General features: G+C 63.8%; 12 protein-coding genes, 1 tRNA gene and 1 pseudogene. 6 read left to right on the top strand and 8 right to left on the bottom strand.

Annotated elements, in window-relative coordinates; genetic code table 11:
• Positions 1–68: 68 nt before the first annotated feature.
• The 4 genes from AC0L3E_RS26710 to AC0L3E_RS26695 all read right to left on the bottom strand — a co-directional run bounded on the left by AC0L3E_RS26710 (position 69) and on the right by AC0L3E_RS26695 (position 3,418).
• Positions 69–878 carry an ABC transporter permease gene (locus tag AC0L3E_RS26710; protein ID WP_027039831.1) on the bottom strand — a complete coding sequence of 270 codons (810 nt, stop codon included), beginning with the start codon at positions 876–878 and terminating at the stop codon, positions 69–71.
• On the bottom strand, positions 878–1,591 hold the full coding sequence (locus AC0L3E_RS26705; RefSeq protein WP_206516821.1) for an ABC transporter permease: 714 nt from the start codon (positions 1,589–1,591) through the stop codon (positions 878–880). The genes AC0L3E_RS26710 and AC0L3E_RS26705 overlap by 1 nt, the downstream gene beginning before the upstream one ends.
• 156 nt (positions 1,592–1,747) lie before the next feature.
• Positions 1,748–2,548 carry a transporter substrate-binding domain-containing protein gene (locus AC0L3E_RS26700; RefSeq protein WP_023811511.1) on the bottom strand — a complete coding sequence of 267 codons (801 nt, stop codon included), beginning with the start codon at positions 2,546–2,548 and terminating at the stop codon, positions 1,748–1,750.
• Positions 2,549–2,602: 54 nt separating this feature from the next.
• Positions 2,603–3,418, bottom strand: a complete 816-nt coding sequence (locus tag AC0L3E_RS26695; RefSeq protein WP_473605999.1) for an ABC transporter ATP-binding protein — start codon at positions 3,416–3,418, stop codon at positions 2,603–2,605.
• Between the two features lie 213 nt (positions 3,419–3,631).
• Here AC0L3E_RS26695 and AC0L3E_RS26690 point away from each other — a divergent pair.
• The 4 genes and pseudogenes from AC0L3E_RS26690 (at position 3,632) to AC0L3E_RS26675 (ending at position 7,615) form a co-directional block, all read left to right on the top strand.
• Positions 3,632–4,503 (top strand): annotated as a pseudogene (locus AC0L3E_RS26690) (dimethylarginine dimethylaminohydrolase family protein).
• Entirely contained in the window at positions 4,500–5,147 is a 648-nt protein-coding gene (locus tag AC0L3E_RS26685) for a TetR family transcriptional regulator C-terminal domain-containing protein (protein ID WP_236383290.1), read from the top strand. The pseudogene AC0L3E_RS26690 and the gene AC0L3E_RS26685 overlap by 4 nt, the downstream one beginning before the upstream one ends.
• Positions 5,144–6,721 carry a 5-guanidino-2-oxopentanoate decarboxylase gene (locus tag AC0L3E_RS26680; RefSeq protein WP_473605998.1) on the top strand — a complete coding sequence of 526 codons (1,578 nt, stop codon included), beginning with the start codon at positions 5,144–5,146 and terminating at the stop codon, positions 6,719–6,721. Before AC0L3E_RS26685 ends, AC0L3E_RS26680 begins: the two co-directional genes overlap by 4 nt.
• A 186-nt stretch (positions 6,722–6,907) precedes the next feature.
• The gene (locus AC0L3E_RS26675; RefSeq protein WP_473605997.1) at positions 6,908–7,615 is read left to right on the top strand and encodes an SDR family NAD(P)-dependent oxidoreductase; all 708 of its coding nucleotides are present in this window, start codon (positions 6,908–6,910) and stop codon (positions 7,613–7,615) included.
• A gap of 98 nt (positions 7,616–7,713) precedes the next feature.
• On the opposite strand, the gene rpsA is transcribed toward AC0L3E_RS26675, so the two are convergent.
• The 3 genes from rpsA to aroA form a co-directional block, all read right to left on the bottom strand.
• On the bottom strand, positions 7,714–9,411 hold the full coding sequence (rpsA, locus tag AC0L3E_RS26670) for a 30S ribosomal protein S1 (protein WP_013528183.1): 1,698 nt from the start codon (positions 9,409–9,411) through the stop codon (positions 7,714–7,716).
• Positions 9,412–9,619: 208 nt separating this feature from the next.
• Entirely contained in the window at positions 9,620–10,270 is a 651-nt protein-coding gene (cmk, locus tag AC0L3E_RS26665; protein ID WP_128308956.1) for a (d)CMP kinase, read from the bottom strand.
• 238 nt (positions 10,271–10,508) lie between these two features.
• Entirely contained in the window at positions 10,509–11,867 is a 1,359-nt protein-coding gene (aroA, locus tag AC0L3E_RS26660; protein WP_473605996.1) for a 3-phosphoshikimate 1-carboxyvinyltransferase, read from the bottom strand.
• 206 nt (positions 11,868–12,073) lie between these two features.
• Here aroA and AC0L3E_RS26655 point away from each other — a divergent pair, with 206 nt between their 5' ends.
• Positions 12,074–12,463 carry a TIGR02300 family protein gene (locus tag AC0L3E_RS26655; RefSeq protein ID WP_013528180.1) on the top strand — a complete coding sequence of 130 codons (390 nt, stop codon included), beginning with the start codon at positions 12,074–12,076 and terminating at the stop codon, positions 12,461–12,463.
• 172 nt (positions 12,464–12,635) lie between these two features.
• A tRNA-Ala gene (locus AC0L3E_RS26650) sits at positions 12,636–12,711 on the top strand.
• Positions 12,712–12,896: 185 nt separating this feature from the next.
• Here the strand turns inward: AC0L3E_RS26650 and dgoD are convergent.
• Positions 12,897–14,045, bottom strand: coding sequence for a galactonate dehydratase (dgoD, locus tag AC0L3E_RS26645; protein WP_128309496.1), 1,149 nt, complete (start codon positions 14,043–14,045; stop codon positions 12,897–12,899).
• Positions 14,046–14,048 lie beyond the last annotated feature (3 nt).

Below are 14,048 nucleotides of genomic sequence, written 5' to 3'. Positions count from 1 at the left end.
TGGGGATGGAATTGTGAACGTGAATAGTGGCTGGCTACTCCCCTACTCCCCTACTCCCCTACTCCCCTCTAGCCAATCTTGTTGGGGATCCTGGCCTCTATCCTGCTGAAGGCGAAGACCAGAATACCGGTGATCGTCATGTAGATCAGCGCCAGCAGCAGCAGGGGTTCGTAGGTGAGGTAGGTGTCCTGCCGTACCTTGGACGAAACGGCGAAGATGTCGATGACGCTGATCGTCGCCACCAGCGGCGTCGACTTCAATTGCAGCACGGTCTCGCCGGTCAGCGTCGGCAGCGCCCGGTAGATGGCCTGCGGCAGCCAGATCCGCCGGAATGCCTTCCAGCGGCTCATGCCAAAGGCACGCGCCGCCTCCAGTTGTCCCTTGGGCACGCCGGCAAAGGCGCCACGCATCACCTCGCCCTCATAGCCGGCGAAAGACAGGGTCAACGCCAGCACGCCATAGGGCCAGGCTTGCCTGAGATATGGCCACATCCAGGATTCGCGGATCCACGGATATTGCGGGAACAGCGAACCCAGGCCGTAATAGAGCAGCCAGAGCTGGATCAGCAGCGGCGTGCCCCGGATCACCGTGCAGAACACCTTGGCAGGCGCGGCGAACCAGAATGAGCCGGCGGCTTGCGCCAGCCCGAGCGGCACGGCGAGCAGAAAGCCCAGCACGCAGGTGACGGCCAGGATCCACAGCGACCGCCAGATGCCGATCAAGCCCATTTCATAATATTGCGGCAGCCAGTCCCAGCGCATGAAAAAGGCTGCCGACAGAACAAGGCCCAGTGCGATCAGGATCAGCACGATGCGGTGCGGCTGCAGCCACAGCGATGTTCGCGCGACGACGTTGATGATGGCAGCCTCGTTGGCCATCAGCGCGCCTCCTTGAGCGAAGGCATGCCGCGCCGCGACCAGGTCTCGACCCGGCCGATGACGAGGTTGGAGAACAGCGACAAAAGCAGATAGAGCACGCCCGCCGCGAAAAAGAAGGTGAAATAGGCTTTGGTGACACCCGCCGCCTGCCGCGTCGCCAGCGCCAGTTCGTAGAAGCCGACGACCGCCAATAGCGCGGTATCCTTGGTGGCGATCAGCCAGAGATTGGCGAGGCCCGGTATGGCGAAGGGCAGCATTGACGGCAAGGTGATGCGCCGCAACAGCAGGCCCGGAGACATTCCATAGGCGCGGGCGGCCTCGATCTGGCCCTGCGGAATGGCCAGGATCGCGCCGCGTATCACCTCTGTCGAATAGGCGCCCTGGACGAAGCCGAGCACGGCGATGCCGGCGGCAAGGCCGCTCACATCGACGCGCTGATAGCCCATGGCCGTCAGCGCCTGATTGATCAGGTCGGTTCCGGCGTAATAGAGCAGCAGGATCAGCACCAGTTCGGGCACAGCCCGCACGATGGTAGTGTAGACCGCCAGGAGATCGCGCACCACCGGCCCGCCATAAAGCTTGCCGTAGGCGCCGCCGGTGCCGATCAGAAGGCCGAGGCACGTGGCGCCCAGCGCGATCTCGATCGAGTGCAGCAGCCCGACCAGAAGCGTCCCGCCCCAGCCTGGCGGGTAGGGCGAGAGAAGCTCGGTGATGCCGGCCGCGGAGGCCGAAAGAAGTGCGTCGATCAGCGTCGCCCCCGAAGTGCTGGCCAACCGCCGACGGCTGTGTCGGCGGCAAACATCCCTGGGAAAGATCGGGCAGGTGGGGCATGGCGCTGACGCCATGCCCCACGGCTCATGCGAGGATCGTCAGTTCGACTGCGCGCCGCCGCCGCCGTAAATGTCGAAATCGAAGTATTTCTTCGAGATCTCGTCATATTTGCCGTTGGCGCGGATCGCCTTGATGCCGGCGTTGATCTTGCCCTTCAGCTCGGTGTCTTCCTTGCGCACGCCGGCGCCGACGCCCGGTCCGAGCACTTCGTCGTCCGGAGCGACCATCCCCTTCAAGTCGCAGCAGGCCTTGCCCTGGTCGGATTTCAGGAACTCGCCAAGCGCGATGGAATCGGCCTGAACCGCATCGAGGCGGCCGGCGGCAAGATCGTTGTTGGCTTCGTCCTGGGTCTGGTATTCCTTGATCTCGGAGGCTGTGCTGCCAAAATGTTTCTTGGCGTAGACAGCGTGCACCGTCGAAACCTGCACGCCGACGATCTTGCCCTTGAGGTCGTCCGGGGCGGAGCCGAATTTCTGGTCCTTGGGGCCGATGATCGCGGTCGGCGTGTTATAGTACTTGTCCGAGAAATCGATCGTCTTCGCGCGTTCGGCGGTGATCGACATCGAGGAGACGATGAGGTCGATCTTCTTGGTCGTCAGTGCCGGGATGATGCCGTCCCAGGCGACCGGGGTAATGACGCAATCGAGCTTCTCCTCGGCGCAGACGGCATCGATGAAGTCGATCTCCCAGCCAACCCACTTGCCCGAAGCATCGGGCGAGGTGAAGGGCGGATAAGGCTCGGCGGCGACGCCGATCTTGACCGGATCGGCCTTGGCCACGCCCATGGCTGCGACGCCGAGCAGCAGCGCTGCGGCGAATGTCTTCAGAACGGTCTTCATTTCATGACTCCCAGTTTGTTGTTGGTTCCCGGTTTTCTTCCGTCCCGGCCTGTCCTAGCCGATGTTGCGGATGAACTGCTTCAGCCTTTCGGATCTGGGCGCGCCGAAGATCTGCTCGGGCGGGCCTTCTTCCTCGACCAATCCATTGTAGAGATAGACGACATGCGTCGCGACCTCGCGGGCGAACTTCATCTCGTGGGTGACCAGCACCATGGTGCGGCCTTCGCGCGCCAGGTCGCCGATCACCTTCAGCACTTCACCGACCAGTTCGGGATCGAGTGCGGAGGTGGGCTCGTCGAACAGCATGACGCGCGGATTGATGGCCAGCGCACGGGCGATCGCCGCGCGCTGCTGCTGGCCGCCCGACAGATAGGCCGGATAGACGTCGCGCTTTTCGGCCAGACCGACACGGGCGAGCAGTTTCTCGGCCTCGCCGATCGCCACATCGCGCTTGACGCCAAGCACATGTACGGGAACCTCGATGACGTTTTCGATCAGCGTCATGTGGCTCCACAGGTTGAAGTTCTGGAACACCATGCCGAGCTTGGAGCGGATGCGCTCGATCTGCTTGCGGTCGGACGGAATGGTGTGGCCGTGGCTGTCGGCCTTGAGCTTGATCTCCTCGCCATTGACGCGAATGATGCCGCTGGTCGGGTTTTCCAGGCAGTTGATGCAGCGCAGCAGGGTGGATTTGCCGGAGCCCGAGCCGCCGATGATGGCGATGACCTCGCCGTCGCGCGCCGACAGCGAGACGCCCTTCAGCACATGCAGCTCACCGAACTTCTTGTGCAGGTTTTCGACGTGGATGGCTTCGGCGGCGCCGTCATGCGCCTTGCCGGATTGGACTGTGGCAGCTTCCACCACGCTCACTGGGTGACCTCTACAGGGTCGGTGGCGGTTCGTCGAACGTCTATCCGGCTAATCAACATATACGCTGTACTGCCCCGCTCCAGACTTCAGCATGGACCCAACGGCGCGAGCCCGTCAATCCTGCTTATTACGGCACTTGCGAGCTTGTTGTGCAAGTGTATAAATAGCCTTCCATGAAATTTTCTCGATTTTTTTCAGCGAAAAAGGACTTCGATGAGCGCTTTCGGATCACAGTCCATGGCGGCGCCGCTGCGCCGCGTGCTGATGCGGTCGGCGGCCAACGCCATGCGCAATGCCGACAGGCTGCTTGGCACTATGGCCCGGGTTTCAATCCGGCGAAAGCGGCATCGCAGCACGCGCTCCTTGCTGAACTGGTGGCGGCTTCCGGTGCCGAAATCGAATGGATCGAGGACACGGCGGATGGACTTTCGGATTCGGTGTTCACGCACGACCCGTCGCTGATGACCGATCGCGGCGCGCTGATCCTGTCCATGGGCAAGCCGTTGCGCGCCAGGGAGCCCTCGCTGCATGAGGAAACCTACCGAAGGCTGGGTATTCCAATCCTGGGCCGCGTCGAGGTTCCTGGCCAGGTCGAAGGCGGTGATTGTGTATGGCTCGATGCCCGCACGCTGGTGATCGGGCGCGGTGTCCGCTCCAACCAGGAAGGCATCCAGCAGGTTTCCAACCTGCTGACGCCGCTGGGCGTTTCCGTCTACGGCTTTGATCTGCCGCTGTGGCAAGGCGAAGAGGCGTGCCTGCATCTGATGTCGGTGATCAGCCCGCTGGCCGACGACCTCGCACTGGTCTATTCACCGCTTTTGCCGGCCCCGTTCTATCAGATGCTGAAGGCGCGCAACGTCCGGCTGGTCGAAGGCGACGCCGAAGAGTTCGCGGCTTCCAACGGCCTTAGCCTGAACGTGCTGCCGACCAGCCCACACAAGGTCATTGCCGTCGCAGGCTTTCCAAAGACCAAAGCCGCGATGGAAGCCGCCGGCTGCACGGTCGAAATCTTCGAGGCGGATGCGCTCTGCATCGCCTGCGAGGGCGGGCCGACATGCCTGACGCGACCGATCCTGCGCCAATGAATATGCCATCCCGCCGCAGGTTCCGTCGCGAGGGCGAGGAGCGGCGGCGGCAGGATCTGATCGAGGCCACTCTGGACAGCGTGGCGGAACATGGCCTGCAGGGCGCCACCTTGCGCACCATCGCATTGCGTGCCGGCGTCACCGCTGGGCTGATCCGGCATTATTTTCCCGGCAAGGAAGAATTGCTGCAGGAAGCCTATGCAGCGCTGATGGGCCGCATGACCGAGCAGGCGAAAGCGGCTTTGGTCATGGAGAATGCCTCGCCTCGCCAGCGCCTTGCGGCTTTCGTCACCGCCAACCTCAATGCGCCGATCATCGATGCGCGGGTGTTTTCGCTCTGGGCAACCTTCATCGGCCGCGCCAGAGCGGATCCGACCTTGGCCCACGCCCACCGCGAAGGCTACCTTGGTTTTCGCAATGAGGTGGAGGCGGTTGTGGCTGAGGTGCTCGCCGCCGAACGGCGCAATCCGGACGCAAGCCAATTGCGCCACCATGCCATCGCGATTAATGCGATCATCGACGGACTCTGGATCGAAGGCTGCCTGGCCGGCGAGATGTTCTCGGCCGGCGAATTGGCGGCGATCGGCATCAAGACTGTCGAGGCCGAACTAGGCCTCGCGCCGGACGGGGAGGAAAACCAATGACGACACTCGGCGAAGCCCTCATCTCGCTGCTTGAAGCGCATGGCGTCGACACGGTGTTCGGGATTCCGGGCGTCCACACGGTCGAGCTCTACCGCGGGCTGGCGCGCTCGAATATCCGCCACGTCACGCCGCGTCACGAACAGGGCGCCGGCTTCATGGCCGATGGCTATGCGCGCGCCAGCGGCAAGCCGGGCGTTGCCTTTGTCATCACCGGACCGGGGCTCACCAACACCATCACCGCCATGGGGCAGGCACGCGCCGATTCGGTGCCGATGCTGGTCATATCAGGCGTCAACGCCACGCCGACGCTGGGCAAGGGGCTGGGCCATCTGCATGAATTGCCGGACCAGCGCGGCATGATGGAGAAGGTAGCGCTGTTTTCGCAGCGCGTTACCGAGGCCGGTGAATTGCCCGGTGCCCTGGCGCAGGCCTTTGCCCTGTTTTCATCGGCCCGGCCCGGCCCCGTGCATATCGAGATCCCGACCGACGTCATGGTCAAGTCGGCGGATGGCATCGCTGCCATGCTGAGCAATGTGACCCCACCCGCGCCGGAAGGTGCCGCAATTGCCAGCGCGGCCAAACTCATCGGTGCCGCGCGCCGCCCGCTGATCCTGGTCGGCGGCGGCGCCAAACGCGCCGAAGCGCCACTGCGGCGTCTGGCCGAGCGGCTGGGAGCGCCGGTCGTCCAGACCACCAATGCGCGCGGCCTGCTGCATGGTCATCCGCTTTGCGTGCCGGCCAGTCCCAGCCTGAAGGCGGTACGGGCGCTGATGGCCGACGCCGACCTGGTCATTGCCGCCGGCACCGAATTCGGCCCGACCGACTATGACGGCTACAGCGATGGCGGTTTTGTCCTGCCCGCCAATCTGATCCGCATCGATATCGGCGCCGACCAGCTTGCCCGCCGCCCGGCAACCGTTTCGATCCAGGCCGATTGCGCCGAGGCGCTCGAAGCGCTGCTTCTGCAGACGGGCCATATCCCGGCAAGCGAAGGTGGGCCGACACGCGCCGCCGCCGCCCGGGAAGCAGCCTTTGCCGAACTCAATCCAACACTGCAGGCACAGGTGCGCGCCGTCGAGATGATCCGCGACGCCTTGCCGGGCGCGCTCATCGTCGGCGATTCGACGCAGCCGATCTATGCGGCCAACCTCTATTACGACCACGACCGCCCAGGCGGCTGGTTCAATGCCGCCACCGGCTTCGGCGCGCTCGGCTATGGCCCCCCGGCGGCGATTGGCGCGGCCTTTGCGATACCCGATGCGCCGGTTGTCTGCCTGACCGGCGACGGCGGCTTCCAGTTCACGTTGCCGGAGTTGGGCGCCGCGCTCGATGCGCGGGCGCCGGTCATCTTCATCGTCTGGAATAACAGAGGCTACCGCGAGATCGAAACCTCGATGCTCGATGTCGGTGTCGAGCCGGTCGGTGTATCGCCGGCGCCGCCGGATTTCTGCAAGCTGGCCGAGGCCTATGGCATCGGCGCCGAACGGCTTGCCGACATCGACGCTCTCGCGGACGCGTTGAAGCGCGCCCGGGCCACCGGACTGCCGCGCGTCATCGAAATCACGGTTGACTGAAGGACGGTGCTACGTATTTCCCGTCTCGCCGGCCCTGAACCACGGCCGGCCGGTGGGCGGACGCATGCAAAGACGCGACAACTGCCATGTCGAGATGTCAATTGAGTGACGGGGCAAAAGGCGCGACGCTTCGCGTCGGCGGCACAGAAACGACCTAACGATAAAAAAATGACAGGAGCGTCCAAGATGACGGAAACACTTGAAGGCAAGCATATCGTCGTGACCGGTGGGACCGGTGCGCTCGGCGGTGCGGTTGTCGGCAAACTGCTGAGTGACGGCGCGATCTGCCATGTGCCCAATGCCCATGCCGCCGCACCAGCGCATTTTCCCTTCGCCGCGCATGACCGTGTCCAGTTGGTGCACAATGTCGATCTCTCGGACCCCGCCAAGGTCGAGGCGTTCTACAGTCAGGTTCCAGGCCTGTGGGGCTCAATCCACCTGGCCGGCGGCTTCACCGCCGCACCGGTGGAAAAGATCGAGTCGGCGTCCTTTGCCGAGATGATGGACACCAATGCACGCACCGCCTTCCTGTGCTGCCGCGCCGCGATCCGCTCAATGCTGTCGTCGGACACGGCGGGCCGCATCGTCAACGTCACGGCGCGCGCCGGGCTCGATCCGCGGCGCGGCGCCGGCATGGTCGCTTACGTCGCCAGCAAAGCGGCGGTGGCAGCCATGACGGTGGCGATGGCGGAGGAGCTGAAGCACAGGGGCATCCTGGTCAATGCGGTGGCGCCGTCGACGCTCGATACGCCGGCAAACCGCGCCGACATGCCGGATGCCGATGTCACCAGATGGGTCAGCCTCGAAGCCGCCGCCGAAGCCATCGCCTACCTGGCATCGCCGGCCAATCTGGCGATGAGCGGTACGCTGGTGCCGCTTTACGGCAGGGCGTAACCTTCCAACCTTTATCTCGGTCAAAGAAAAACCCCGCCGGATCGCTCCGGCGGGGTTTTTGTTGAGGCCGCGCGCGAGGCGCGGCAGACAGCCGAAGCTTAGCTGCCCTGCTTCTTCAGCGCGGCACCCAGGATGTCGCCCAGCGAAGCGCCGGAGTCGGTCGAGCCGTACTGAGCGACCGCTTCCTTCTCTTCGGCGATTTCCAGCGCCTTGATCGAGACCTGCAGCTTGCGGGTCTTCTTGTCGAAGGCGATGACGCGGGCATCGACCTTCTGGCCGACGGTGAAGCGCTCGGGGCGCTGCTCGTCGCGGTCACGGCTCAGATCGGAGCGCTTGATGAAGGTCTCGATGCCGCTGTCGACCAGCCGCACTTCCAGACCGCCATCCTTGACGCCGATGACTTCGCAGGTGACGACCGCGTTCTTGCGCAGTTCGCCTGAAGTCGCCGCTTCGCCGACCGTATCCTTGGCCAACTGCTTGATGCCGAGCGAGATGCGCTCCTTGTCGATGTCGACGTCGAGCACCTGCGCCTTGACCATGTCGCCGCGATTGTACTCTTCGATGACCTGCTCGCCCGGACGGGTCCAGTCGAGGTCGGAAAGGTGCACCATGCCGTCCACGTCGCCTTCGAGGCCGATGAACAGGCCGAACTCGGTCTTGTTCTTGACCTCGCCCTCGACCTGGCTGCCGACCGGATGGCTCGAGGCGAAAGCCTGCCACGGATTCTCGAGCGTCTGCTTGAGGCCGAGCGAGATGCGGCGCTTGGCCGGATCGACCTCGAGCACCACCACGTCGACTTCCTGGGTCGTCGACAGGATCTTGCCGGGATGCACGTTCTTCTTCGTCCACGACATTTCCGAAACGTGGATGAGACCCTCGATGCCCGGCTCCAGCTCAACGAACGCGCCGTAGTCGGTGATGTTGGTGACGGTGCCCTTGATCTTCTTGCCGATCGGGAACTTGGTGCCGATCTCGGACCACGGATCGCTCTCGAGCTGCTTCATGCCGAGCGAGATGCGGTGGGTTTCCTGGTTGATGCGGATGATCTGCACCTTGACCGTCTGACCGATGTTGAGGATTTCGGTCGGATGGTTGACGCGGCGCCATGCCATGTCGGTGACATGCAGCAGACCGTCGATGCCGCCGAGGTCGACGAACGCACCATAGTCGGTGATGTTCTTGACGACGCCTTCGACAACCTGGCCTTCTTCGAGGTTCTGCACGATTTCCGAACGCTGTTCGGCGCGGCTCTCTTCGAGCACGGTGCGGCGCGACACCACGATGTTGCCGCGGCGGCGATCCATCTTGAGGATCTCGAAGGGCTGCGGGTTGTGCATCAGCGGGGAGACGTCGCGGATCGGGCGGATATCGACCTGGCTGCGCGGCAGGAAGGCCACGGCGCCGTCGAGGTCGACAGTGAAGCCGCCCTTGACCTGGTTGAAGATGACGCCTTCGACGCGCTCACCCTTGGTGAACTTCTCTTCGAGACGAACCCAGCTCTCTTCGCGGCGGGCCTTCTCGCGGGAAAGCATCGCTTCGCCAAGCGCGTTTTCGATGCGCTCGACATAGACTTCGACGGTGTCACCGACCTTGAGGGTGGTGTCCTTGCCCTTGACGCCGAATTCCTTCAGCGGCACGCGGCCTTCGACCTTGAGGCCGACGTCGATGATGGCCATGTCCTTTTCGATCGCGGTGATCGTACCCTTGACGACCTGACCTTCGCCGGAATGGCCTGTGGTAAATGATTCTTCGAGCAGGCTCGCGAAATCATCGCGAGTGGGATTTGCAGCTGACATTGTTTCTCCTGGAGTGCCCCGCATCTAGAAGCGGGACGGGCGCCGTAGGTTAGCGTTGCGTTGGCCTGCCGGCGTTCCGGGCTACAAAAACCCTGGGCCGCTTTTTAAGCGGCAATTCCGGCGCATGAAGAATGCTGGCAGGCTGGTTCGTGCCCGATATGGGTATTTTCTTCGCCTCCGACAACGGAAATACGAGGGAAAACCCGGATCAGGCCTTGTCTCTCTTGGCCAGCACGTCGTCTATGATCGCCATGGCTGCAAGAAACGCGGCTTCTATAGCCATTTCGCTGGTATCAAGCAAGTGCGCGTCGACCGCCGGCTTCAACGGTGAGTCCGCTCGACCCATGTCGCGCTCGTCGCGACGCACGATATCGGCGAGGATCTCGGTGAAATCAGCGGTCCCGCCGATGCTCTCGATCTCGGCCAGCCGGCGCTGTGCCCGCACCTCGGCGCTGGCCGTCACATAGAGTTTGATGTCGGCGTCGGGGCACACCACGGTGCCGATGTCGCGGCCGTCGAGCACGGCCCCGGGCGGCGTCTTGGCGAAGTCGCGCTGCTTTTCGACGAGGATGCGCCGCACCGTCGGATACACCGCGACCTTGGAGGCAGCCTCGCCGACGGCATGCGCCGACAAGACCGCCCGGTCGAGCTTTGCCAAGTCGACCTGGCGGGCCGCGGTTTCGGCGGCTGAGACATTGTCGAGCGGCAGCGCGTGCTGGATCAGCGCATAGGCGACGGCGCGATAGGTGAGGCCGGTGTCGAGCAGGTTCAGCCGGTAATGGTCGGCCAACCGCCGGGCGAGGGTGCCCTTGCCGGCGCCGGCGGGGCCGTCGATGGCGATGGTGAAGACATGTGTCATTTGCAGACCGCCGAAAGGGTTGGGCGCCACGATCCTTCACGCCCCCCTCTGTCCTGCCGGACATCTCCCCCACAAGGGGGGAGATCGGCCGTTATCGCGGCCTCCGCTAATTGTCTACGTTGCACAATTGGGCGAGGCGCAAAGCGTGCCAATCTCCCCCCTTGTGGGGGAGATGTCCGGCAGGACAGAGGGGGGCGCTGGCCCGCCGACGTACCAAGGCTATTGGTTGCCACGACCGTCACCCAATCTCCGCGCCCAGCGCCTTCATCAGCCCCATGAACTCCGGGAAGCTCGTCGCGATCATCGCCTGATCGTCGATGGTCACCGGCTTTTCCGTCGCCAGCCCCATCACCAGAAAGCTCATGGCGATGCGGTGGTCGAGGTGAGTCTGCACGGTGGTGTCCTGGCCGTTGGGATGGCCGCCAAGGCCCTTGCCGCCCGGTTTTCCGCGCACGGCGAGCGAGGCCTCGCCCTCGGTGCAATCGACGCCGTTAAGCTTCAGCCCGTTGGCGACGGCCGACAGCCGGTCGGACTCTTTCACGCGCAGCTCCTCCAGCCCCTGCATCAGCGTCTCGCCCTCGGCGAAGCTGGCAGCGACGGCGAGCACCGGATATTCGTCGATCATCGACGGCGCCCGCTCGGGCGGCACGGTGACGCCCTTGAGCTCGGAATAACGCACCCGCAGGTCGGCGACATCCTCGCCGCCGGCATTGCGCGGGTTGAGGATGTCGATGTTGCCGCCCATCTCCTGCAGCGTCAAAAGCAGGCCGGTGCGGGTCGGGTTCATCAGCACGTTTTCTATTGTGATGTCCGAACCCGGCACAATCAGTGCCGCCACCAGCGGGAAGCCGGCCGAGGACGGGTCGCCCGGCACGGCGATCGTCTGGCCGGTCAGCCTGCCCTGGCCTTCGATGAAGATGTGGCGCACGCCGCGCTCGTCGGTCTCGACCGACAGATTGGCGCCAAATCCTTTCAGCATCTTTTCAGTGTGGTCGCGCGTCATGACAGGCTCGATGACGGTGGTGATGCCCGGCGTGTTCAGCCCGGCGAGCAGCACCGCCGATTTCACCTGCGCCGAAGCCATCGGCACGCGGTAGGTGATCGGCGCGGCGTGCTTTGGCCCATGCAGCGTGATCGGCATGCGGTCGCCTGGCGTCGCCTTCAGCACCTGCACGCCCATCTGGCGCAAGGGTTCCAGCACGCGGCCCATCGGCCGGCCCGACAGCGAGGCGTCGCCGATGAAGGTCGTCTCCATGTCATAGGTGCCGACAAGGCCCATGGTCAGCCGCGAGCCGGTGCCGGCATTGCCGAAGTCGAGCGGGCCTTCCGGCTGCAGCAGTGCGCCGTTGCCGGTGCCGCGGATCACCCACTCGTCGCCGTTCTTCTCGATATGTGCGCCCATTGCCTTCATGGCCGCACCCGTGCGCATCACGTCCTCGCCCTCCAGCAGGCCGGTGATGCGGGTCTCGCCCGAGGCGAGGCCGCCGAACATGAAGGAACGGTGCGAGATCGACTTGTCGCCCGGCACGCGCGCGATGCCGGAAAGGGCTGGGGATTGGCGGGCGGTGGCCGGCTTGGGGGCGGCGGCGTGAGACATGGAATTTCCCTGGACGGAATGCCGGCAGGCCGGCGCTTTTCATTTGTTGCGGCGGTCTCGTATCACGGTGGGGCGAAATGGTCATCCCCCATGGTCGTCACTGACGCGAGGCCTTTCAATGCATGGTTTTGTGACGCCGGCTTTTCGCTTTGACAGCGCTGCAAACTGTGGTTAAGGGGACCACTCTTTTATTGACGAGGCTTGCCGTGGCAAAAACCGAACTTGGCACAAAACGTATCGACCCGGAGACGGGCCGAAAATTCTACGACCTGAACAAGGACCCGATCGTCTCGCCCTACACCGGCAAGACCTATCCGCGTTCCTATTTCGAGGAAGGCAAGATTGCCGCTCTCGAGGAGGAAGAGGAAGTGGCCGAGAAGGAAGTGGACGCCGAGGAAGAAGAAGGCGTTGAGGTCGTCTCGCTCGAAGAGGCTGATGAGGACGTCAAGGGCGACGACCTGCCGGATCTTGGCGACGACGAGGACGACGTCGATCTCGGCGACGACGAGGACGACACCTTCCTTGCCGACGAAGAGGAAGAAGACGACGATGTCGCCGACATGATCGGCGTCGGCGACGACGACGACGAGGTCTGATCGGCCTTGAAAGCGGGCGTTTGCGGGCTTTCGAGGCCTGAGAAGAAAAAGCGGCTCTCGAAGGCTTGATATCTGAGAAGGGCGGGGTTAGAAGCCGCCTGCACTAACGGCGCGGTCTCCAACCCGCGCCGGATCTCTTCGCCGGAAACGGCGCCGGTTGACTGCCGGAAGTGGGGCCATAGCTCAGTTGGGAGAGCGCTTGAATGGCATTCAAGAGGTCGTCGGTTCGATCCCGATTGGCTCCACCAAACAGTCCCTCTGCAATTCGCAGCCGATGAATGTGCCGCACTGCGGCCATTGCGCTTGATGGCCGGTTCAGGCAACGCCGCTGAAAGCGCCTCCAACGGAACGAACGAGCCATTTCTCGAGAGCAAATGCTCGCCGGACAAAGTCTTCACTGTTCATGGCGCTTAGAGACCGAAAGGCAGCCCGATCACCACTCGGCGAAGGAGCCGTCCTTGTGGCGCCAGATCGGGTTGCGCCAGCGGTGGCCTTCCCTGGCTCGTTCCTTGACATAGTCCTCGTCGATCTCGACACCCAGGCCCGGTCCGTCGGGAATGGCGACATAGCCATCCTCGTAGCGGAAGACATCCTTGTTGGCGGCATAGTCGAGCAGGTCGTTGGCGGCATTGTAGTGGATGCCGAGGCTCTGCTCCTGGATGAAGCAGTTGTAGCTGACCGCGTCGAGCTGCAGGCACGCAGCAAGCGCGATCGGCCCGAGCGGGCAGTGCGGCGCCACGGCCACATCATAGGCTTCCGCCATCGCCGCGATCTTGCGGCATTCGGTGATGCCGCCGGCATGCGACAGGTCTGGCTGGATGATATCGACGACACCTTCCTCGAACACCGACTTGAAGTCCCAGCGGCTGTAGAGCCGCTCACCGAGCGCAATCGGCGTCGAGCCAAGCGCGGCGATCTCCTTCAGCGCCTCGCGGTTTTCGCTGAGCACCGGCTCCTCGATGAACATCAGCCTGTAAGGCTCCAGTTCTTTGACCAGGGCACGCGCCATCGGCCGGTGGACGCGCCCATGAAAATCGACGGCGATGCCGATGTTGGGTCCGACCGCCTCGCGCACCATGGCGACGCGTTCGACAGCGGCATCGATCTTGTCGTGGCTGTCGACGATCTGCAACTCCTCGGTACCGTTCATCTTCAACGCCAGGAAACCGCGCGCAACCATTTCCCGGGCACCCGCCGCGACTTCTGCCGGCCGGTCCCCGCCGATCCAGGAATAGACCTTGATCGTGTCGCGCAGCTTGCCGCCGAGCAATTCATGCACAGGCACGCCGAGCGCCTTGCCCTTGATATCCCACAGTGCCTGGTCGATGCCCGCAATGGCGCTCATCAGGATCGGCCCGCCACGGTAGAAGCCGCCGCGGTGCATCACCGTCCAGTGGTCCTCGATCAGGCGGGGATCCTTGCCGATGAGGTAATCGCCAAGCTCCTTGACCGCTGCCTCGACGGTCAGTGCCCGGCCCTCGACGACCGGCTCGCCCCAGCCGGTGACGCCGGCATCGGTCTCGATTTTCAGGAACAGCCAGCGCGGCGGAACGATGTAGGTGGTGAGCGAGATGATTTTCATGCG

Source organism: Mesorhizobium sp. WSM4822 (assembly GCF_055811155.1).
This window is presented reverse-complemented; position numbering and strand designations above follow the sequence as displayed.

Coding starts and splice junctions, on each gene's coding strand:
- AC0L3E_RS26685 (WP_236383290.1), top strand. CDS start 4,500: ATGAATATGCCATCCCGCCGCAGGTTCCGTCGCGAGGGCGAGGAGCGG.
- aroA (WP_473605996.1), bottom strand. CDS start 11,867: ATGTCTCACGCCGCCGCCCCCAAGCCGGCCACCGCCCGCCAATCCCCA.
- dgoD (WP_128309496.1), bottom strand. CDS start 14,045: ATGAAAATCATCTCGCTCACCACCTACATCGTTCCGCCGCGCTGGCTG.
- cmk (WP_128308956.1), bottom strand. CDS start 10,270: ATGACACATGTCTTCACCATCGCCATCGACGGCCCCGCCGGCGCCGGC.
- rpsA (WP_013528183.1), bottom strand. CDS start 9,411: ATGTCAGCTGCAAATCCCACTCGCGATGATTTCGCGAGCCTGCTCGAA.
- AC0L3E_RS26700 (WP_023811511.1), bottom strand. CDS start 2,548: ATGAAGACCGTTCTGAAGACATTCGCCGCAGCGCTGCTGCTCGGCGTC.
- AC0L3E_RS26680 (WP_473605998.1), top strand. CDS start 5,144: ATGACGACACTCGGCGAAGCCCTCATCTCGCTGCTTGAAGCGCATGGC.
- AC0L3E_RS26675 (WP_473605997.1), top strand. CDS start 6,908: ATGACGGAAACACTTGAAGGCAAGCATATCGTCGTGACCGGTGGGACC.
- AC0L3E_RS26710 (WP_027039831.1), bottom strand. CDS start 878: ATGGCCAACGAGGCTGCCATCATCAACGTCGTCGCGCGAACATCGCTG.